This window comes from Paenibacillus sp. HW567 (genome assembly GCF_000374185.1).
Classification (GTDB): Bacteria; Bacillota; Bacilli; order Paenibacillales; family Paenibacillaceae; genus Paenibacillus_AQ.
Genome location: NZ_KB910518.1, coordinates 1,752,601 through 1,772,839 on the forward strand (window position 1 = coordinate 1,752,601; position 20,239 = coordinate 1,772,839).

Genomic DNA, 20,239 nt, shown 5'->3' on the forward strand with positions numbered 1-20,239 from the left:
TACGGTAGGAGGGATGTCTCATGCCACGCAGAAGGTATGTTGTACTGACAGGTTGGGTGCTGATCTGGCTGCTGGCCGCCATGAGTGCAGGCAGTGTTTATGCGGAGGCTGAGGCAGCCTCACAGGTTACCGGCAATGGGGTGTCTCTGCATGCAGGAAGTACTGCGGGCAGTGTTGCGCCGCCGCTTACCGCCAAGAACGCTGCGCAGAAGCTGGAAGAGTCGGCTGAAGCCTTATATGGATATGTGCAGGAAGGCGATGTAGTCAAGGCTAGGGGGGAGAGCGGGAAGATTTCACAGATTTTTATCTCCTCGTCCTTCGAGGGGCTGACCTCTGTAGAAGGGGTGAACGCGTTGTCATCGGTCATCATTGACTTGAAAGGGACGCTGGCGGCAGTGCAAATCTCCCCGCAAAAATGGGAAGCTGCTGCCGCAAGACTCCGGCTTGCCGTCAACAGCTTGAACCATCCGCGCCAGCCGATGTGGCTGCAATATTACAAGCTGATCCGGGAGGATCTGAACGATATGGAGCAAAGCGCTGCGGCGAACGACCTCAAGGGCTGGCAGACAGCCCTTGAACGGCTGCAGGGCAGATATGACACTCTCCGGCCCGCTGTGATCATTTCCCGCACGCCGGAGAGTGTGAACGCCTTTGATTCCTGGGTGTCCTATGCAGCGGGGATTCCTTCCTCATCTCAGCCCGTACAGCGTGCCAGACTGCTGGAGATTGTCTCCTACGGCCAGGATGCGGCCCGGGTGCTGTTCGGCAAAGAGCGGAATGAACCGGCACTGACACTGCCTCTCGCTCCCAAGGGATATGGTGCCTGGGGCCTGCTGGCTGGAGGGTTCATCATAGCCACGCTAGCCTATGTTGCCTACCGTAAATACCGGGGGGAGCATGAGGAATGGAAGCCGTTTTAGAGAGTGGTAAAGTAAGCATGGGGTTCGAAGGCAATTTGCCGCCGTGTGCGAATAACGGCAAAAATGCTGTAAAATTGGCTTTGCAATAATAAAGGCTGCCTCACTGCAGAGATGAACTGCAAGTGAGACAGCCTTTTTAAGTCGTGCATTTAGGTGGTCAGTGCTGATCAGGTCTCCCGGAATCCTTCGCCATGCACATCGTGAACATCGTTGATGATGACAAACGCCGTGGGATCGACCGATTTGACAAGCTGGCTGAGCCGGCGGATCTCCTGTCTGGAAACCACGCAATATACCATATGCTTCGCCTGTTTGGAATACGCGCCGATGGCAGGGATGAGGGTTACCCCCCGGTCCATCTCTGCTGTGATGAGATCCGCGATTTTGGGGGCATGATCACTGATGATCGTGAAGGCTTTGGCAGCATACGCGCCTTCCTGAATGAAATCAATGACCCGTGACGAGATAAAGACGGCAACGAGGGTATACAGTATTTTTTCACGGGGAATATACAGCAGGGAAGCGCCGATAATAATAACGTCGACCGCGAGTATAATCTGTCCCATGCTCCACCCGAATTTGCGGCTGAGTATTCTTGCTACGATATCTACGCCGCCTGTGGTGCCTCCGAAGCGGAAGACAATACCGAGTCCCAGCCCCAGCGTTACTCCTGCATATAATGAAGCAAGGATAAAGTCGCGTTCTGTGCCGAACGTCACGATCCACCCGGCGTTGATCATTCTTTCGAACAGCCAGAGGAAAAAGGACAACGCGCCGATTCCTACACCGGTGTACGCGATTTGCCGCGCACCCAGCACCTTCCAGCCCAGCAGGAACAGCGGCAGGTTGAGCAGCAGTGTGGTTAAGAAGATGGGGATGCCAAAGGCATAGTTAAGCAGGATCGTAATCCCGGTTACGCCGCCCTCCATGAGCTGGTTCGGTACAATAAAGTACAGCAGCCCGAAAGCATACACCGCAGCTCCCAGCAGGATGGGCGCTACCGTTTTACTGATAGAGACAATTTTGGATGATGAATTCATGTAATCCCTCGCATAACCCCGGAAATGGGGCAGAATGTAATAAATCGTGATTAACTTTGTTAGGTTTATTTAAAAAAGATTTGTCTTCAAAACGTCTTTACGATAACATAGGGGCAAACAGAAGGCAAGAACATACAGGGGGCGAAGATACAAATTTATGGATAAAAGTCTTGCTGATTTGCAGCGTGAGGTCGATGCCTATATCTCACAGTTCAAGGAAGGCTACTTCAGCCCGATGTCCATGCTGGCCCGGATGTCTGAGGAGGTAGGCGAGCTTGCCCGGGAGGTCAACCATCAATTTGGCGAGAAACCGAAAAAAGCTGATGAAGCGGATAACTCCATTGAGCTGGAGCTGGGAGACATCCTGTTCATCACAATTTGCTTCGCTAACTCGCTCGGAATTGATCTGACGGAAGCGCACAATAAGGTGATGCATAAGTTCAACACGCGTGATGCCGGGCGCTGGACACTGAAAAACACCGAATAGGCTTCTACAACATATGCTGTACCAAACGACCGGGATTTAGCCGTGAGGATGGTGAGTATATGAATCATAACGATTACGTCAAAGCGGCATACCGCTCTATTTTGCAAAGTCATTTTGCGGAGGCGATCACATTGTTCGAAGCTGCGATTGCAGCCAAGCCGGACGATGCTGAGGTGAGATACCGCTGTTCCATAACGTATGCCCGCAGCGGCATGCTGGAGAGTGCCCTGGAGCATGCGGAGGCTGCGCTGAAGCTCGATGGAGGAAGGCCGGAGTACCGGCTGCATCTTCATCACTTGCAAGCGCTGCAGCTTGTGCGCGAGGCCAAACGTCATCTGGAGGATGAAATTACGGGAGCAAGCAACCCTTATCATCCAATTACGCTGCTTAAACAAGCGATAGCACTCGATCCTTTGTATGGGGACGCTTATGTATGGCTGGCAATTGCCCACAGCAGAATGAATGAACATGTGCAGGCGATTGCAGCATTAAAAGAAGTTATAGCTCTGCACCCGGATGATTCCGGACTGCAGCAGCTCATGAAGGATCTTCAGAAATCGTTGCAAAAATATATACAATAATTTTGAACCAGTGAAAGCGAGGAGGAATAAGGGTGAGCGACAAGATCAGAGTTATTGTGTCCGGTGCAGGTGGCAGGATGGGCAAAGAGGTTGTTAAGCTGGTGCTGCAGGACGATGCGCTGGAGCTGGCGGCAGCGATTGACCGTTCGAGTAGCGGCAGTGATGCCGGCCGTTTGGTTGGGCTTGAAGAGAGCGGAGTCGAAGTTACCGCAGATTTGGAAGCTGCCCTGGCAGAAAGCGGTGGAGATGTGCTCGTTGATTTTACAACTCCGCAGTCGGCCTATACCAATACGCAATTAGCGATAAAATATGGGGTGCGTCCGGTTATCGGTACTACTGGATTCACTCCTGAGCAGATCGCCGAGCTGGACAAGCAATGCCAGGAAAAGGAAATTGGCGGCCTGATTGCCCCTAACTTCTCCGTCGGTGCTATTCTGATGATGAAATTCGCAGCGCAGGCGGCAAAGTACTTCCCTCATCTGGAAATTATAGAGTATCATGGAGACCAGAAGCTGGATGCCCCGTCGGGGACTGCGATCAAAACAGCAGAGATGATTTCTGAAGCACGGCAGGAGCTGCGTCAGGGCAATCCTAAGGAAGAAGAGGTGATTGAAGGTGCGCGTGGAGCCTACTATAACGGGTTCCGAATTCACAGCGTCCGTCTTCCCGGAGTTTTTGCGCAGGAGGAAGTGGTTTTCGGCGGCTATGGGCAATCGCTCAAAATTCGCCATGATTCATATGAACGGGCAGGTTACATGCCTGGGGTCAAAATCGGTGTCCAGAAGGTAATGGGCTACACCGGCTTGATCTATGGCTTCGAGCATTTTATAGAATAGACGGGAGAGAGTACACCATGTTAAAGATCGCATTTATCGCACATGACCGAAAAAAAGATGAAATGGTTAATTTCGTAACAGCATATGAGCATGTATTTATCGGGCATGAATTATATTCTACCGGAACCACCGGTCAGCGTATTATGGAAGCAACCAAGCTCTCCATCCACCGCTATATGTCGGGTCCGCTGGGCGGGGACCAACAGATCGGCTCTTTGGTGGCGACAGATGAACTGGATTTAATTATTTTCCTGCGTGATCCGCTGATGGCACAGCCGCATGAGCCGGATATTACAGCACTCCTTCGCCTTTGCGATGTATACGGCATTCCCGTAGCGACGAATATCGCCACTGCGGAAATTCTGGTCAAGGCGATTGACCGGGGGGATTTCGCCTGGCGTGAGCTGGTACATAAGTACAAGCCGGGTGTGGATGAATGAAGCTGGACATCCTGGTATTCGGAGCACATGCGGACGATGCCGAAATCGGTATGGCTGGAACCATCGCCAAGCATACCGCCGCAGGGCTGAAGGTAGGCTTATGTGATTTGACCGCCGCGGAGATGTCATCGAACGGAACGGTAGAACGCCGCAAAATCGAAGCGCAGCAGGCGGCTGAACTGCTGGGTGCGTCCGTACGCACCAACCTGGGGCTTCCCGACCGTGGCCTGTATATGACGGAGGAGCATTTGGCCGCGGTGACTTTGGAAATCCGCCGGTTTGCTCCGGATGTTGTTTTTGCGCCTTATTGGGAAGACCGGCACCCGGATCATATCGCCTGCAGCAAGCTTGTAGAGGAGGCAGTTTTTAATGCCAAGCTGCGCAAATATATGCCGGACAAGCCTGCTGTGCCTGCGCCGCAGTTGTACTTCTATTTCATTAATGATCTGGGGCGTACCGATCTCATTGTCGATGTAACCGAACAATACGGCCTCAAGGAGCGGGCGTTGTCCTGTTACCGTTCCCAATTTGAGAAGGCTCCGGGGGAGGATGTAGTGTCCACTCCGCTAAATGAAGGCTACATTGAACGCGTCCGCTCAAGGGATATGCTGCTGGGACAACGGAGACTCATTCCTTACGCTGAGGGGTTCGCCAGCAAGGTTCCGTATCCGGTGGATTTGTTTGTAAAACCGGAATGAACGGCTATAATAAATTCATATTATTACATGAAGTAATAATCATATGTTATACGAAGGGGACGGAACGATGGACCGGTTAAAAATTGGCATCACCTGTTATCCGTCTCTTGGCGGATCGGGCGTAGTGGCGACTGAACTGGGCAAGCTTCTGGCTGAAAAGGGTCATGAGGTCCATTTTATTACGCACAGTATCCCGTTCCGGCTCGGAACGTTTCAAAAAAATATATTTTATCATGAGGTTGAGGTTAACGATTATTATGTCTTCCGCTACCCTCCTTATGATCTGGCGCTGGCCACCAAGATGGCTCAAGTTGCTAAAATGGAAGGGCTCGACCTGCTTCACGTCCATTATGCGGTACCGCATGCAGTCTGCGCCTTTCTCGCCAAGCAGATGCTTGGAAATGATATGAAGGTGGTAACGACGCTGCATGGAACCGATATTACGGTGCTGGGCCAGGATGAATCGCTTAAGGATCTGATCCGGCTTGGCATTAATGAGAGCGATGCGGTTACGGCGGTCTCGCGCGATCTCATCAAGGAGACACGGCAAGTGCTCGATATTACCCGTGACATCGACCTGACTTATAATTTTGTCGACAAGCGTGTGTACTATCCGCGTGATGTCGCGGAGCTGCGGGGGGATTTTGCTTCCCCGGATGAGAAAATTCTGATGCATATCAGCAACTTCCGGCCGGTCAAACGGGTAGCGGATGTGGTGGATACTTTTGCCCAGGTGAACCAGGAGCTGCCGTCAAGGCTGCTGCTCGTCGGTGAAGGGCCGGATCTGCCGAAGATTCAGGCCAAGATCTGTGAGATGGGCCTGGAGGATAAGGTCCGTTTTCTCGGTAAGCAGGATGAAATCGCGCAGGTCATCTCTCTGGCGGATCTGCTGCTGCTTCCTTCGGAGAAGGAGAGCTTCGGCCTCGTGGCACTGGAAGCGATGGCATGCGGTGTGCCGACAATCGGCTCGCAGGCCGGAGGTATTCCGGAGCTGGTTCAGCACGGCAAGACCGGGTTTCTGGCTCCGATAGGCGATACGGCTGCAATGGCGAAGTACGCCGTTAAGCTGCTGTCCGATGATCACATGGCGGAGCAGTTCAGAGCAGCGTGTCTGGAGCGGTCGTGCAATGATTTCAGCAGGGATATGATTACGAATCAATATGAGGATATATATTACCGTGTGCTTGGGCGCAAGGTGCGCGGACTGGATATGATCCAGAAGTAAGGAGTGCTCGCTTGATGGATTGGACAATGGCGCCTGCCGGGATGGCTGAAGCGGCAGGCAAAGTGCTGGCAGCCCTAATTCAACACGGACATGAAGCCTTCTTTGTCGGCGGCTGCATCCGGGATGAGCTGCTGGACCGGCCGGTGCATGATATGGATCTGACGACCTCTGCGCTTCCTGAAGAGGTATTGTCCATCTTCCCGCGTTGTGTACCGACGGGTCTTGCGCATGGCACAATTACAGTGCTGCAGGATAGCTGGAGCTTTGAAGTGACGACGTACCGGACGGAGAGCGGCTATGCCGACCACCGCCGTCCGGAGCATGTTGATTTTGTAAAGGATGTAAGAGAGGATTTGCGCCGCCGCGATTTCACGATCAATGCAATGTGCTCTGCGCTGGATGGAATTCTGGTTGATCCGTTCGGCGGGGAGCAAGATCTAAGCCGGAAGCTGATCCGCTGTGTTGGCGCTGCGGAGGAGCGCTTCGATGAGGATGCGCTGCGGATGCTGCGCTGCGTCCGCTTCGCTTCTGTACTGGACTTCGCCATCGCCAAGAATACTTGGCGGGGACTGCTGCGCCAGCGGGACAAGCTGGCGCATATTGCTGTAGAACGCGTTCGCGCGGAGCTTGAACGCATCGTCCTCGGCCCGCACCCGCTGCGCGGCCTCGGTCTGCTTGCGCGCAGCGGGCTGCTGCCTCGCGGCAAAGCGCCGTTCCCCTGGACCGGCAGCGACATGGCGGCAGCCGCCGCCCTGACGGCCAGGATCGGGGACCTGCAGGACGCCCACCTGCGGTGGGCGCTCCTGCTCCATGCCCTGAAGCGGTCGGCCTCGGAGGCCGACGAGCTGCTGCGGGCATGGACGTTCCCCGGGGCGACGCGCAGCGCCGTCGCCGGGGTGCTGCGCGTCCGCGAAGCGTGGGACGCGGCGCTTGTGGAGGTGCCGCCGGGGGAAGGCGGCACTGAGGCGCTCAGGCGGCGCTGGATCGCCGCCGTGCTCGCCTGCGGCACGTCAGCCGCCGAAGGGTGGCTGACGGTGCTTGCGGCGCTGCCGCAGGCCGCCGCCTTTGCCGCGCAGCGGCCACACGCGGCGAGGGGAGCCGCGTCCTCTGGTGCAGGCGTGGCGGAGCCGCCTGCGGAGCTTGCGCCGGAGCGCGGCGCACCTGCCGCGCAGCGGCCACACGCGGCGGCCTATGCTGCCGCGCCGCCAATCGCTCTCCTGCGGTCCTGGACCGCAGGGATGCCGCTCCACAGCCTGGCGGAGCTGGCGGTGACGGGCGGCGAGCTGGCCGGGACCCTGGGGCAACGCCCCGGGCCTTGGCTCGGCGAGCTGCTGCAGCGGCTGCTGCATGCCGCAGCCGTGGGTGATATCCCTAACGACAATCAATTATTGCTTTCGGAAGCAAAAAGGATGATTCTACATGAAGAGCGATGACACTCGGCCGCAGGGCGTGCTGAACCGGGATGCCTTTACTTCCGGCTGGTTGGAAAGCGTACATCATCTGGAGACGGTAGTGTCCACGCAGGAGGAGGCCAAGAAGCTCGCCGAAAACGGCGAGCCTGAAGGCACCGCTATTCTGGCGGAAGAACAAACGGGCGGCCGGGGCCGGATGGGCCGGAAATGGCATTCGCCGCGCGGTAAGGGCATCTGGATGAGCGTAGTGCTGCGTCCCAAGCTTCCGCTGTCCCTGACTCCGCAGCTTACACTGCTGGCCGGAGTTGCCGTCTGCACGGCCATCCGCGAAGTAACAGGTGTGCAGGCAGGGATCAAATGGCCCAATGATCTGCTGGCCGGCGGGCGAAAAATCTGCGGAATCCTGCTGGAATCCTCCCTTCGGGAAGGCCAGCTTCATTACTGTATTGCCGGAATCGGAATTGCGGTTAACTTAACGCAGGAGGATTACCCCGAAGCTCTGCAGGGAGTTGGCACTTCGCTGTTGATCGAAGGCGGCGGAATTCCTGTTGACCGTTCAGAGCTTACGGCTGCGGTGCTCACCGAGCTTGAATTTTTGTACAATCTATACGTAGAGCAAGGGTTCAAGCCCATCCGGAAGCTATGGGAGTCGATGTCGGTCACGCTTGGCCGCCAGGTCAGCTACAACACCCCCCAGGGGCGCTTCGAGGCCAAGGCGGTGGGCATGGATGACAAGGGCGGGCTGCTGCTTGAGGACGGTGCAGGAAACATCACCAGCGTGCTGTCAGGTGAAATTGAAATGATTTAGTCCAGCATCATCAGAGCTAAATCTGTGGATGCGGTCATCCCCTCAGGGGTTGGTGAAGAGAAACCGCAGCAGCCAAGTTCGGCTCCTTGCGGACCCGAGGGCCGTTATTCTCAAGAAAACGCTACTTTTTGCGGCTTAACGGACCGCAGCGCGCTTATGGTCTCTCAAAGGAACGTTCAGGAGCGAAACATTCGATTATAAGGCCTGTGGTGTCCGTAACTTACCCAAGCCGTGACTCTCAACCGAATTAAGCGCACCTCAGTCCGTAACGCCCCAGCCAAACGCCAATTTAAGAACGAACCCCGTTTGGGAATGGGGACACCTGAAGGAGGATCGCTCCACGCCTTCCGTCCTTCGGGCTTCCCACGCCCATATTCCACCTTTTTTAATCTGACGCTCTATTAGTGCGGAATTTCTCCACACTTCGTGCGCAATTACTCCACACTTCATTTTGTCGAAGTTCAATTGGTCCTTCTTGGGCGTTGAACGCCTATGAGTTGACAAGGTTCCATGCCTTGTCAACTTTTTTTAGTGTAATTGCTTGAGAATTTTGGTATACTAGGGGCAGAGGCGGTATCGCTTGGTCGAACTGTACTCATGAATACACCGTTTTAATTTTTGGAATTACCTTCATAACTGTATTTCACGGTTACGTTGGATTCTGCTCTGAGCCGTAAGGACCGAGACAGAAGGGACGATCGCGAGTGACTCTTTTTTGCCCATCGGACCTTTTTAGCGGACCATGCTAAAAGGTTTTTTTGTTGCGCGTTTACGCGCATATTAATCGCGAAAAGGGGAATGGGAGCAAATGGCTGACAAGAATGCGCTGAACATTGTAAAAATGAAAAAAATGAAGAATGACGGTGTGCCGCTGAGCATGCTGACCGCTTATGATTATCCTTCGGCTCTGCTGGCTGAGGAGGCGGGCATTGACATCATTCTGGTTGGTGACTCACTTGGAAATGTAGTGCTTGGATATGATACTACTTTGCCTGTGACGATAGAGGACATGGTTTACCACACCCGTTCAGTGAAGCGCGGGGCGCAGAACACTTTTATCGTGGCGGATATGCCTTTTATGACCTACCACGGCAGTATTGACGAGACCTTGCGCGGCGTGCGCAGACTGATGCAGGAAGGACAGGCCCATGCCGTCAAAATGGAGGGCGGTCAGGAAATTTGTGCCGCGGTAGCAGCCGTTGTTGCAGCCGGCGTGCCTGTGCTGGGCCATATCGGCCTTACCCCGCAGTCGGTTAATATGATCGGCGGCTACCGTATTCAGGGCAAGGATGCCAAGGATGCACAGCGGCTGATGGACGAAGCCAAGGCGCTTGAAGCGGCCGGAGCGTTCGGGATTGTGCTGGAGCTGGTTACCGAAGAGGTGGCAGAGGCAATTTCCAAGGCTGTCAGCATTCCGACCGTCGGGATTGGCGCAGGCCGGTATTGCGATGGACAGGTGCTGGTCTTCCATGATCTTCTGCGCTATGCTTCGCCCTACAGAGAGAAACGTTTTGTCAAAACCTACGCAGATGTGGGCAGCCTAATCCGTGAGGGGATCAGCAGCTATGTCCGGGAAGTGAAGGACCGCTCATTCCCGGCGGAGAGCCATGTTTTTAACGCTGAAGAACATGTGCTGGAATCTTTATACGGCGCTGCCGGAAAAGGAGCGAAATAAAATGAGAGTAGTCAGAACCACTAAGGAATTGCGCGAAGCGCTGGAATATATGCGTATGGGAGGACATACTCCAATCGGATTTGTGCCGACGATGGGTTATCTGCATGAAGGCCATGCCAGCCTGATCCGCCGGGCGGGTGAAATGAGCAGCACTGTAGTGATGAGCATTTTTGTCAATCCGCTGCAATTCGGACCTAACGAGGATTTCGCCTCCTATCCGCGCGATGAACGACGTGATTTGGAGCTGGCCGAGCGTGAAGGGGCCGACATCGTGTTTATTCCTAGTGTGGAAGAGATGTATCCGCAGCCCGTTCTCACCAAAGTATCGGTAGGCGCGCTTACCACCCAGTTGTGCGGGGCATCACGCCCGGGACATTTTGACGGTGTGACTACAGTCGTTAGCAAGCTGTTCCATCTGGTTCAGCCGGATTATGCCTTTTTTGGACTCAAGGATGCTCAACAGGTAGCGGTGCTGCGCCGGATGGTATCTGATCTCAGTATGAATGTGGAAATCGTCGCCTGTCCGATCGTCCGGGAAGGGGATGGGCTTGCGCTCAGCTCCCGGAATGTCTATTTGAGCGGCGAGGAACGCACCCAGGCACTTGTGCTGTCCCGTTCGCTCCGCGAGACGCGGCAGGCAATAGAGGCAGGCAAGGTCACAACCGCAGATGAAGCGCGGCAACTGCTGGCTTCGGTTATTTCGACTTCGCCGCTTGCGGTTATCGACTATGTAGAAATTTTAACCTTTCCGGGCCTTGAAGCTCTGGAAGGCGGATCACTGATCAGCAATGCTGAGGGAGAGATCATCATGGCGCTTGCCGTGAAATTCGGCAGAACCCGCCTGATTGATAATAATGTATTTACACCCAAGGAGGTTCACGCCCTTGTTTAGACATATGATGAAATCCAAAATCCACCGTGCCACTGTCACCGAAGCCAACCTGAATTACGTGGGCAGCATTACAATCGACGAGGATCTGATGGAAGCCGCCGATTTGCTGGAAAATGAAAAGGTGCAGATTGTTGACAACAACAACGGGTCCCGGCTGGAAACCTACGTGATTCCCGGTCCGCGCGGCAGCGGCGTGATCTGTCTGAATGGCGCTGCTGCACGTCTTGTGCAGCCCGGTGACACCGTGATCATCATCTCCTATGCCATGCTGTCTTCCGAGGAGCTGGCAGCCCATAAGCCGACGGTAGTTTTCGTGGATGGGGACAATAAGCCGGTCAAGCTGGCGGATCATGAGGTTCATGCCACAATCGCCTGACAGCTCAGCCATGCAATCAATGGCAGGGATGAAGCAGCCCCCTCTTGCGAAAAATGAAGGCAGGCAAGCTTAAGCTGATTTCATTTTCAGTAAGGGTGGGATGCTCCGTGTTTCAACATTTATTTGCTGAGATGAACAAGATGCTTCAGGAAATCGCCGAAGACTTCCCTGCTGCGGAGGGTGACCGCAGAAATGATCTTTTATGCAAATACAACATGCTGCACAGACTATCCGATGAAGTGATGGATGAGTGGCTGGCCTTTGCCGAGAAGCTGAGCGAGTTTCGTGAAAGTGCGGATTTCTCAGCTCCTCCGGTGGAGGAGCCGCAAGCGGAAGCACCCGAGCTGGCGATGGACTCCTTTGTCCGCGGACAGGGGTACTACAAGCTGCTGATGTACCGCAAATGCATTGACCAATTTAAGGAGGTCATTGCACGGTATCCGGACAGTCTGGCGGCGCGTTTGTATTTGGCGATGGCGTATTTGCAGGAGGGCAGCTATGATGCTGCCTGGGGTCATCTGGACCACATGCTGGCCTTGATCCGTGAGCGAAAGCTGAAGGCAATGGTCTACAACGCGATGGGCTGCATCAGGGCCTCTCAGGAGCGCTTCAATGAAGCTCAGGAGCTGTTTGTCCTTTCCTTGCATCATGACCCCATGCTCCGTGAGCCAAACGTCAATTTGGAGGTTTGCCGCAGGCGGGGAGGGAAGCTTGAATTTGGAAATGAGCTGGTTTCGCTTTTATAATCATAGTCATCCATATGAAGCGGTGCATCCTGCTTGGCTAGGGGGTACATCGCCTTTTTTCGTAACTTCTGTTATGCTGATAAGGAGTCTCAAGTGAAAGGGAATTGAACTTATAATGAAATTTGCCGTGCTTGATTTTGAAACTACAGGAACCCAATCCGTGGGTGAGATCATCCAGGTTGGCCTTGCCATTATAGAAGAAGACCGGTCTATCTCCAGGGTTTATGGTTCCTATGTCAAGCCAGGAGCGCCGATACCTCCTTTTATTACAGGCCTGACCGGGATAACGGACAGCGATGTGCAGGATGCGCCGGAGCTGGACGAGATGATGATGGAGCTTGTGCCGCTGCTCGACGATGTCGTGCTGGTAGGTCACAATGTCGCATTTGACTTTCACTTTCTGCAGAGTGCGCTGGACCGGTGCGGGTATTTGCCGTTTCAGGGCCGGATTTTGGATACCATTGATTTTCTCAAAATTTGTTTTCCATCCTTGACCACATATCAGCTTGGGGCGGTCAGCGCCCACTTCGGGCTTACCCATGAGCGTCCGCACCAGGCGGACAGTGATGCGCTGGCTACCGCGCTGGTGCTGCTCAGATGTCTGGAGGAGCTGTACAGCCTGCCTCTCTTGACCATTCAGCGCCTGAATGAGCTGTTCGCGGATGAGGACAGTGATTTGGCCTGGTTTTTTGACGGGCTGCAGCGGGAGCGGGAAATGGAGACCTTCCAGCCGGAAGGCGACCTTACCCTGTATCGTCAGCTTGCGCTGGCGGTGGGGGACTGGACCGAGCTGGCGCCTCCCCGAGAGGCAGGAACTGGCAATCCGCTGCAGAATATTACCTTTAAGGAATATATGGAAGAGGTGACCAAGAGGCTCAAGGATACCTTGCCCCAATACGAAAGCCGTGAAGCCCAGGATATTATGATTGGTGAAGTCATGGCGGCGCTTGAGGGGGACAAGCATCTGCTGATTGAGGCGGGAACCGGCACCGGCAAATCGCTCGGCTATCTGCTCCCGGCCATTTATCACAGTGTGCGCACAGACCAAAAGGTAATGGTCAGCACGCATACCATCAACCTTCAAGACCAGCTGCGTGAGCGCGACATCCCTCTTTTGACGAGTGTCGTGCCGTTCCCGTTTAAGGCGGCGATCTTCAAGGGCAGAGGGCACTATTTGTGTCTGCGCAAGTTTGAACATAAAATTAATAAAAAGGATTTCACAAGCGCCCGGGAGGAAGTGCTGACGGCGGCCCAAATGATCGTATGGCTGACTCAAACGGAGTCGGGCGACGATGAGGAGCTGAATCTGAACGGCCGCAATGGCGATTTCTGGGAGACGGTGGCGAGTGACACGGATTCATGTCTCGGGCGTAGCTGCCCGTGGTTCCGCAAATGCTATTATCACAGGGCCAAGCATGAAGCCGGCATTGCCGATGTCGTTGTAACCAATCACTCGAAGCTGTTCGCGGACGTCAAGGCCGGCCATCAACTGCTTCCAGCCTATGAGCATCTCGTCATTGATGAAGCCCATCATCTGGAGGATATTGCCGGCAAGCACTTGGGGATGCAAATGAAATATTTCACTGTTGCCCATACGCTCACGCGTCTGTATAAGGACAGCAAGAGCGGCCAGCTCCCGGTGCTGCGGCAAATGCTGCAGTCGTCAGGCAGCGAGCAGGCTTCCGAATGGAGCAGTGTGATTGATCGGATCTATCCTGATCTGCTTACAGTGAAGGAATCCTGGGACATGCTCAGCGATAAGCTGTTTGGCCTCCTGCCGGAGCGCAGCGATGCCGCAGCGGGCGAAGCGGGACAACTCGTTACACGTCTTCTGCCGGGCAGCAAACCGGAGGCGTGGGAGGAATTGGCCCAGATTGAGAACACCTTCAATCTCAGTCTCAGCGAAATTATCCGTAAAGGCGACAAAATGCTCAGCGAGATGCGTGAGACGGAGAGCCAGTCCACTTCGGACAGTCTGGTAACCGATATCGGCGGATTGTTCAAGGACTTGGCTTCTATTCGTGAGCAGGTCCGGTTCTTTATGAATTTGAATGACGAGAATAACGTCTACTGGATGGAGGGCAGCAGCAATTACCGTGGTAAATCTCTGCAGCTTTATGCCGTTCCGGTGGATGTCAGCGCCCAGCTCAAGGAGCTGTTTTTCGATAAAAAGAAAAGCATTGTGCTGACCTCCGCCACTCTCTCTGTAGATAAATCCTTCCAGTTCATGATTGATAATCTTGGACTTGGCGAATCTGCTGCGGAAGGGCGTCTGATGACTGCCCTGCTTCCCTCGCCGTTCAAGTATCGGGAGCAGGCGCTGCTGGTCATCCCGCGCGATTTTCCGAGTGTCAAGGGCAGTGTGGGCGATGCCCGTTTTGTCGACAAGCTGGTGCATTCGCTGGCCGAGGCTGCGGTAGCTACCCGGGGCCGTATGCTGGTGCTGTTCACCTCCTACAAAATGCTGCGCCAGGTGTATGACCCGCTGAAGGAGGCGCTCGCCTCAGAGGATATCAGTGTACTGGGGCAGGGTGTAGAGGGCGGCAGCCGAAGCAAGCTGATCCGGCGTTTTCAGGACAGCGCCGCTTCTGTGCTGCTGGGGACGAGCAGCTTTTGGGAAGGCGTGGATATTCCGGGCGAGGCGCTGACCTGTCTGGCTATCGTCAGATTGCCCTTCCAACCGCCAAACCATCCGCTTGCGGAAGCCAAGGCGGAACTGCTGCAAGCGCAGAAGAAGAATCCTTTTATGAAGCTGTCTGTCCCTCAGGCGGTGATCCGGTTCAAACAGGGCTTTGGACGGCTGGTGCGCACTGCGCATGACCGCGGCATCGTAATCGTATATGATACCAGAGTTATTGAATCTTATTATGGAAAGTACTTCCTGTATTCGCTGCCCGGACCCAAGATGGAGCATATGCTGACTGACCAGATGGTCCCGCGGATTGCCGAATGGCTTGAGGACGGCGGCGTTTCTTGAAGGTTCTTGATCCTGCTATTGTTTTTGTCATCATATTCGGATTTGCTTGTTAATTCCGTCCTTTAGCAGCCTGCCCAGTATGGGAGGCTAAAGGACGGTCCTATACTTACGAAGCGCTAACAAATACTTATGCGAATGCTTGCGAAGTGAGTTTTGTACGAAGTGTAATCAGGAAGTTAATTGCTAACAAAACTTAAGCGGATGCTTACGAAGTGAGTTTTGTACGAAGTGTAATCAGGAAGTCAAATGCTAACAAAACTTTGAGGAGGAGAAAATATGAAATCAGATAAAATATCAGAGGCCGTCGTTCGCAGACTCCCTGTGTACCTGCGGTTCCTGAACGATCTCCAGAAGCGTGAAATTCCCACCGTCTCTTCTCAGGAGCTGGGGCAGAAGCTCGATCTTAATCCGGCGCAGATCCGCAAGGATTTGGCCTATTTTGGTGATTTCGGCAGAAAAGGCATCGGTTATGATGTGTCTTATTTGATTGAGAAGATCCGCCATATTCTGAAGCTGGACCAGCAAATCAACGTGGCGCTTGTGGGAGCCGGTAACCTTGGACACGCTTTATCCAATTACAATGCTTATTTGAAGGACACCATGAAAATCACCGCGGTATTTGATTCCTTTGCACCCAAGGTGGGGCAGATGATTAACTCCCTTACCGTACAGCCCATGGAGGAGCTGGGCAGCACGATCCGTGAACAGGGAATCCGTATCGGAATTATCACGGTGCCTGACAGCGAAGCTCAGAACGTGGCTGACATCCTGATAGACTCAGGCATTGAAGCGATCCTGAATTTTGCACCGGTCATTTTGAAGACCCCGGCCAATATTCGCGTTCATGCCGCTGACTTTACAACTGATTTGCAGAGCCTGGCTTATTATTTGCATGATGGAAAGGACGAAGTGGAAGATGAGCAGCAATAAGACAGTTATTATCAACGGACGTTTTCTGGTTCCGGGAACGGCTAAGCCGGTGCTGAGCGGTTATATGACCATAGAAAATGATTTTATCACTTACATAGGGGAAGAGAAGCCTGCTCTTGAAGCTGATACACACACTATAGACGGCAGCCGTCTGCTGTTCATGCCGGGTCTTGTGAATACACATGGACACACGGCAATGTCGCTGCTGCGCGGCTATGGGGATGATATGGTTCTTCAGAGCTGGCTGCAGGAAAAAATGTGGCCGATGGAAGAAAAATTCACCGGAGAGGATGTCTACTGGGGAACCTCCTTGTCTGTGCTGGAGATGCTTAAGGGCGGGACAACCACCTTCCTGGACATGTATGATCATATGGACCGGGTCGCGGAGGTTACGGAGCTGTCGGGTATCCGTGCTGTGCTGATGCGCGGCGTAATCGGCCTATGCCCGGAAGAGGTGCAGAATCATAAGCTGGCGGAAGCGGTTGAGTTTGCCCGCAATTGGCACGGCAAGGCTGACGGAAGAATTACGGCGATGATTTCGCCGCATGCGCCTTACACCTGCCCTCCGGACTTTTTCGTAAAATTCGTGCAGGCGGCTCATGATCTGGACCTGCCGATGCATACGCATATGTCCGAGACACGGCGCGAGGTCGAACAGAATGCTGCAGATTACGGCCTGCGTCCGGTAGCGCATCTGGAGAAGCTCGGCATGTTCACACGCCCGTCCCTTGTAGCTCACGGTGTGCATTTGAATGATGAGGAGATCGAGATCCTTGCCCGCTACAACGTCGGTGTATCCCATAATCCGGGCAGCAACCTGAAGCTGGCCAGCGGGGTTGCCCGCGTACCGGAGCTGCTGCGTGCAGGTGTTAAGGTCTCACTCGGAACCGATGGGGCAGCAAGCAACAACAATCTGGATATGTTCGAGGAGATGCGTCTGGCCGCACTAATCCACAAGGGTGTCAGCGGTGATCCGACTGCGGTTCCGGCCCCGGAAGCGCTCATGATGGCGACAGAATACGGCGCACAGTCCATTTTCCTGAACAATATAGGCCGGCTCGCCCCGGGGATGAAGGCCGACTTCATTGCCGTTGATATTGATCAGCCGCATTTGCTTCCGCATTCTGATCTGCTCTCGCATGTTGTGTATTCGGCCAGTGCGAAGGATGTGGCGCATGTCTGGGTGAACGGCAAGCAGGTTGTGAAGAACGGAGAGTGCCTGACGCTGGACGAGGAACAAATCCGCCGTAAAGCGCAAGAGACCTTTGAAGGGCTCCTGAAACGGTAAATTAGCGCGACTTAAGCACTTATATGGAGAGGGAGCTGTACTTTGAAGAAGAGGAGAAAATGGCTTCTGCTGGGAATATTCCTGTTTCTGCTCCTTCTGTTCGGATTAAGCCAGTTCTATGCTTACATTATGAAGGACCAGTGGAACGAACGCAGCGCAGCCCAGGATATCGCCAAAGCGAGGGCGGGCTTGACAGAGGTAACCAAGGCCCAAAAATCGGTCTGGGATGAAAATTCGGTGTATTGGGTGCTGACGGGCAAAAATGAAGCCGGAAAGCAGCTTATGGTCTGGGTCCGGTTTACCGTGGACGGCAAACCGGCCGGAGGCAACAACGATGTGTATGCTGAAGAGGTGGACAAAGGAACCTCCGAGAAGCAGATCCGCTCGATTATAGCCTCGGAGCTTCCCGGGAGTACGATTAAGCGGCTGCTGCCGGGAGTGTACAACGGGGAATATGCCTGGCAGCTTTTTTATAAGCAAGATGGACGTTATTATTTCAAGTTTTACCGCTTTGTCGACGGCAATGCGATCGGTGATGGCTACAGCTTGCCGAACAGATAGAGAGGCGTGAACATATGAACAGCGGGTGAGACAGTATTCTGTCCGCCCGCTGTTTTGCTATATACACGAAAGTCCAGAAATTAGTATCGAAAATTTTAAATATATTCACACTTTTCTGCGAAATCGTATATACACCTGTGATATACTACTTCATGTATTCAGACTAGCTTAATAGTATGCAAGATTCGGATTGGCTTGTGACGCGTTATCATACCTTGAGAGGAGGACGTTTCTTGAAACTACGTCTAATGCCTGTACTGCTAACGTCTTTGCTGTCTGCAGCACTTCTGTTTGGCGGCTGGTATGCCTATCGTCAGTTCGCTGTTCAGGAGCCGTTGCAAAAGATTGTGTCATCCTATGAGGGAGTGAAGAATTCCCATATTTCGATAGATCGGAGCGAGGTTACTTTGAAGCTTGATCTCAAGCCGGGTACAAAATTGCGTGAGCTGGTGCAGTATGTATCTACTGAAGGTAAATCGGCTATTGACGGCCGGACCTTGAAGCTTGATGTGGAGCAGCATTCAAACCCCTTGCTGGACGAATATTGGGATCAAGCGATGTTCTCGGTCGCTGAAGCGATGGAGAGCCATAAATATACTTTGATACCTGCTAAGCTGGATGGACTTAAGGTTCAGTATTCCAAATACAGCGCTGTGACGGCAACAACCGAAATCGACGACAACAATGTTTATGTCAGCCTGAGCGATGGCAAAGAAAGCAAGTTTATTATTCTGCCACGCATTGCGGCAACGATGGGAGTGTGGAATAATGCCTAAGTTCTGGAAAGAGATCTTGGCCGGATTTGTTCCTGTACTGCTGATTTTTATGGCTTTTATCGGGGTTAATATATTCCCGGTTATTATCGCGGCAGGTATGGTAGGCGCGCTGCTGCTTATTGCCCATCTGCGCGGCGGAATGACGGTCAGCGCCGGAGGCGACAAGAATCGGAAGAAGAACGGGCCCGCGAAGCTGACCTTCGAAGAAATCGGCGGACAGGACAATGCGAAGCAGGAGCTGCGTGAAGCGCTGGACTTCCTGATCCGGCATGAAGAAATCAGCAAATTCGGTATCCGCCCGCTAAAAGGTATTCTGCTCACAGGCCCTCCCGGGACCGGTAAGACCCTGATGGCCAAAGCAGCGGCCCATTATACCAACTCCGTCTTTGTGGCCGCATCAGGCAGTGAATTCGTAGAGATGTACGTTGGTGTCGGTGCCGGACGTATCCGCGATCTGTTCAAGGATGCCCGGGCCCGCGCACTCAAAGAAAATAAACAAAGCGCCATTATTTTCATAGATGAGATTGACGTCATTGGCGGCAAACGTGAAGGCGGACAGCAGCGCGAATATGATCAGACGCTCAATCAGCTTCTGACCGAAATGGATGGGATCTACAACAACGACACTCCGCGTATTCTGCTTGTAGCAGCTACGAACCGTAAGGAAATGCTCGATTCAGCGCTGCTGCGTCCGGGCCGCTTCGACCGCCACATCCAGGTCGATATGCCGGATAAGAAGGGCCGCAAATCCATTCTCGACCTGCATGCCCAGAACAAGCCGCTGCATGAAGAAGTGGATCTGGACAAAATTGCTGAAGAGGCTTACGGCTTCTCCGGTGCCCAGCTCGAAAGCGTCATGAACGAAGCCGCCATCTACATGATGCGCGAGAATCTGACGGAAGTGGAGCAGCGTCATCTGTCGATGGCTATCGACAAGGTGATGATGGGTGAGAAGACGGACCGTGAGACCAACCACGAAGAGAAAAAACGGGTGGCTATCCACGAGCTTGGGCATGCCATTATGGCCGAGCTTCTGCGTCCTGGCAGCGTCAGTCAGGTTACGCTAACGCCGCGCGGACAAGCGCTGGGTTATGTGCGGCATAATCCGCAGACTGAGCAGTACCTGTATACCAAAGACTATCTGGAGAATCAGATCATGATTTCTTTAGGCGGAGCTGTTGCTGAAGAAATGTTCTACGGCGGCAGAAGCACCGGATCTCGCGGAGATTTTGACCAGGCGCTGAATATTGTCGAAACGATGATGAAATCCGGGCTGACCTCCCTGGGGATTGCCAATCTGCAAATGGTTACCACAGAGGAATTAATGAAGGAAAACAGCAAAATTTTGGACGATTTGATGCTCCGCACCCATGAGCTGCTCGGAAAGCAGCGGAATGTATTTGACTACTCCCTTGACATTTTGATGAAGGAGGAAGTTCTGTCCGGAGAACAATTTCGTTGTCAATTTCGTGACAGCGTCCTTTTACCGGCATAAATATTTATGCCGGTTATTTTTTTTTACTTTTCAGACATGCTAAGATATTATTATATGTCGGGCTACATATTTTTTA

The 20,239-nt window shown here is 53.5% G+C and carries 20 protein-coding genes; 19 read left to right on the forward strand and 1 reads right to left on the reverse strand.

Annotation, left to right across the window (positions count from 1 at the left end):
- The first annotated feature begins 20 nt into the window (after nt 1-20).
- A complete protein-coding gene (locus B212_RS31015; protein ID WP_019910005.1) occupies nt 21-920 on the forward strand; it encodes a sporulation protein YpjB in 900 nt (299 codons plus the stop codon).
- Between the two features lie 167 nt (nt 921-1,087).
- Here the strand turns inward: B212_RS31015 and B212_RS0107825 are convergent, their stop codons facing one another.
- Complete coding sequence (locus tag B212_RS0107825) at nt 1,088-1,960, reverse strand: YitT family protein (RefSeq protein ID WP_019910006.1); 873 nt, start codon at nt 1,958-1,960, stop codon at nt 1,088-1,090.
- Nucleotides 1,961-2,117: 157 nt separating this feature from the next.
- Between B212_RS0107825 and B212_RS0107830 the strand changes: the two genes are divergently transcribed.
- From B212_RS0107830 to B212_RS0107915, 18 genes are all read left to right on the forward strand, one after another.
- The gene (locus tag B212_RS0107830) at nt 2,118-2,447 is read left to right on the forward strand and encodes a nucleotide pyrophosphohydrolase (protein ID WP_019910008.1); all 330 of its coding nucleotides are present in this window, start codon (nt 2,118-2,120) and stop codon (nt 2,445-2,447) included.
- A gap of 59 nt (nt 2,448-2,506) precedes the next feature.
- Nucleotides 2,507-3,028 (forward strand): tetratricopeptide repeat protein, encoded by a 522-nt coding sequence (locus tag B212_RS0107835; protein WP_019910009.1) that lies wholly within the window; start codon nt 2,507-2,509, stop codon nt 3,026-3,028.
- A 32-nt stretch (nt 3,029-3,060) separates the two neighbouring features.
- Nucleotides 3,061-3,864, forward strand: a complete 804-nt coding sequence (gene dapB, locus B212_RS0107840; RefSeq protein ID WP_019910011.1) for a 4-hydroxy-tetrahydrodipicolinate reductase — start codon at nt 3,061-3,063, stop codon at nt 3,862-3,864.
- Nucleotides 3,865-3,881: 17 nt separating this feature from the next.
- The gene (gene mgsA, locus B212_RS0107845) at nt 3,882-4,304 is read left to right on the forward strand and encodes a methylglyoxal synthase (protein WP_019910012.1); all 423 of its coding nucleotides are present in this window, start codon (nt 3,882-3,884) and stop codon (nt 4,302-4,304) included.
- Nucleotides 4,301-5,002 carry a bacillithiol biosynthesis deacetylase BshB1 gene (gene bshB1, locus B212_RS0107850; RefSeq protein WP_019910013.1) on the forward strand — a complete coding sequence of 234 codons (702 nt, stop codon included), beginning with the start codon at nt 4,301-4,303 and terminating at the stop codon, nt 5,000-5,002. The genes mgsA and bshB1 overlap by 4 nt, the downstream gene beginning before the upstream one ends.
- A 67-nt stretch (nt 5,003-5,069) precedes the next feature.
- Nucleotides 5,070-6,227: an N-acetyl-alpha-D-glucosaminyl L-malate synthase BshA gene (gene bshA, locus B212_RS0107855; RefSeq protein ID WP_019910014.1), complete on the forward strand. Its 1,158-nt coding sequence runs from the start codon at nt 5,070-5,072 to the stop codon at nt 6,225-6,227.
- Nucleotides 6,228-6,241: 14 nt separating this feature from the next.
- Nucleotides 6,242-7,660 carry a CCA tRNA nucleotidyltransferase gene (locus B212_RS0107860; protein ID WP_019910015.1) on the forward strand — a complete coding sequence of 473 codons (1,419 nt, stop codon included), beginning with the start codon at nt 6,242-6,244 and terminating at the stop codon, nt 7,658-7,660.
- Nucleotides 7,647-8,447, forward strand: a complete 801-nt coding sequence (locus B212_RS31020; protein ID WP_019910016.1) for a biotin--[acetyl-CoA-carboxylase] ligase — start codon at nt 7,647-7,649, stop codon at nt 8,445-8,447. The genes B212_RS0107860 and B212_RS31020 overlap by 14 nt, the downstream gene beginning before the upstream one ends.
- Before the next feature lie 808 nt (nt 8,448-9,255).
- Nucleotides 9,256-10,122, forward strand: a complete 867-nt coding sequence (gene panB, locus B212_RS0107870) for a 3-methyl-2-oxobutanoate hydroxymethyltransferase (protein ID WP_019910017.1) — start codon at nt 9,256-9,258, stop codon at nt 10,120-10,122.
- A gap of 1 nt (nt 10,123) precedes the next feature.
- Complete coding sequence (panC, locus tag B212_RS0107875; RefSeq protein ID WP_019910018.1) at nt 10,124-11,014, forward strand: pantoate--beta-alanine ligase; 891 nt, start codon at nt 10,124-10,126, stop codon at nt 11,012-11,014.
- Entirely contained in the window at nt 11,007-11,390 is a 384-nt protein-coding gene (gene panD, locus B212_RS0107880) for an aspartate 1-decarboxylase (RefSeq protein WP_019910020.1), read from the forward strand. Before panC ends, panD begins: the two co-directional genes overlap by 8 nt.
- A 107-nt stretch (nt 11,391-11,497) precedes the next feature.
- The gene (locus B212_RS0107885; RefSeq protein WP_019910022.1) at nt 11,498-12,136 is read left to right on the forward strand and encodes a hypothetical protein; all 639 of its coding nucleotides are present in this window, start codon (nt 11,498-11,500) and stop codon (nt 12,134-12,136) included.
- 115 nt (nt 12,137-12,251) lie between these two features.
- Complete coding sequence (gene dinG / locus B212_RS0107890) at nt 12,252-15,113, forward strand: ATP-dependent DNA helicase DinG (protein ID WP_019910023.1); 2,862 nt, start codon at nt 12,252-12,254, stop codon at nt 15,111-15,113.
- A gap of 276 nt (nt 15,114-15,389) precedes the next feature.
- Nucleotides 15,390-16,043, forward strand: a complete 654-nt coding sequence (locus B212_RS0107895; RefSeq protein WP_019910024.1) for a redox-sensing transcriptional repressor Rex — start codon at nt 15,390-15,392, stop codon at nt 16,041-16,043.
- Nucleotides 16,030-17,331 carry an amidohydrolase gene (locus tag B212_RS0107900; RefSeq protein WP_019910025.1) on the forward strand — a complete coding sequence of 434 codons (1,302 nt, stop codon included), beginning with the start codon at nt 16,030-16,032 and terminating at the stop codon, nt 17,329-17,331. The genes B212_RS0107895 and B212_RS0107900 overlap by 14 nt, the downstream gene beginning before the upstream one ends.
- A gap of 42 nt (nt 17,332-17,373) precedes the next feature.
- Complete coding sequence (locus B212_RS0107905; RefSeq protein ID WP_019910026.1) at nt 17,374-17,892, forward strand: cell wall elongation regulator TseB-like domain-containing protein; 519 nt, start codon at nt 17,374-17,376, stop codon at nt 17,890-17,892.
- Between the two features lie 233 nt (nt 17,893-18,125).
- Complete coding sequence (locus B212_RS0107910; RefSeq protein ID WP_028530682.1) at nt 18,126-18,668, forward strand: hypothetical protein; 543 nt, start codon at nt 18,126-18,128, stop codon at nt 18,666-18,668.
- Complete coding sequence (locus B212_RS0107915) at nt 18,661-20,163, forward strand: AAA family ATPase (protein ID WP_019910028.1); 1,503 nt, start codon at nt 18,661-18,663, stop codon at nt 20,161-20,163. Before B212_RS0107910 ends, B212_RS0107915 begins: the two co-directional genes overlap by 8 nt.
- The last annotated feature ends 76 nt before the right edge of the window (nt 20,164-20,239 follow it).